The sequence below is a fragment of the Flavobacterium columnare NBRC 100251 = ATCC 23463 genome (assembly GCF_002530675.1).
Classification (GTDB): Bacteria; Bacteroidota; Bacteroidia; order Flavobacteriales; family Flavobacteriaceae; genus Flavobacterium; species Flavobacterium columnare.
Map to the genome: position 1 here is coordinate 1 of NZ_PCMX01000180.1, position 517 is coordinate 517.

The 517-nt window shown below is 30.8% G+C and carries 1 protein-coding gene; it reads right to left on the reverse strand.

The window, feature by feature from the left end; genetic code table 11:
* On the reverse strand, nucleotides 1-236 hold a 236-nt coding region (locus tag B0A78_RS14765; protein ID WP_211282059.1), incomplete at its 3' end, for a hypothetical protein.
* Nucleotides 237-517: the final 281 nt, after the last annotated feature.

A 517-nucleotide genomic window follows, 5' to 3' on the forward strand; every position in this document is an offset into this window, starting at 1 on the left:
GTATACAATTCTGCGCTAACTGCCACGTTGAAAACTAGACGCTTAGATTTGGATTGTGTAAATCCGAGCGATAGGGTTAGAGAATCTAATTCCTGCTGTGTATATAATTTTGACAAACAAGAATTTTCTATTAATTCTTGTTTGTCAATGAAAATAAAATATTTTTTAAGATTGAAGTTTTTAATTATTCTATTAGTTTCTATAAAGTCCAATTTCTCTACCTTACAATTTTGCATATAGTTCATAATCAATTTTAGGTTTTAATTAATAAGGAAAAACTGTGTCAAAATTTAAATTGCCGTTTGGTCCAGTTAATCTTACTTCGATCTTAGTAACGCCACGCTCCCGCGCGAATCCTTTCGCGTGATAAAAAGATGTAACATAATTATAAAACAACGAATCCAGTGCATTTTAATCACTGGATTTTTATATAACAAAATAGTATATTTGATTACAACTGGGAATATATATTTTCCCTTTTTAAAAGAACACAATTCCACGCGAAAGGATTCGCGCG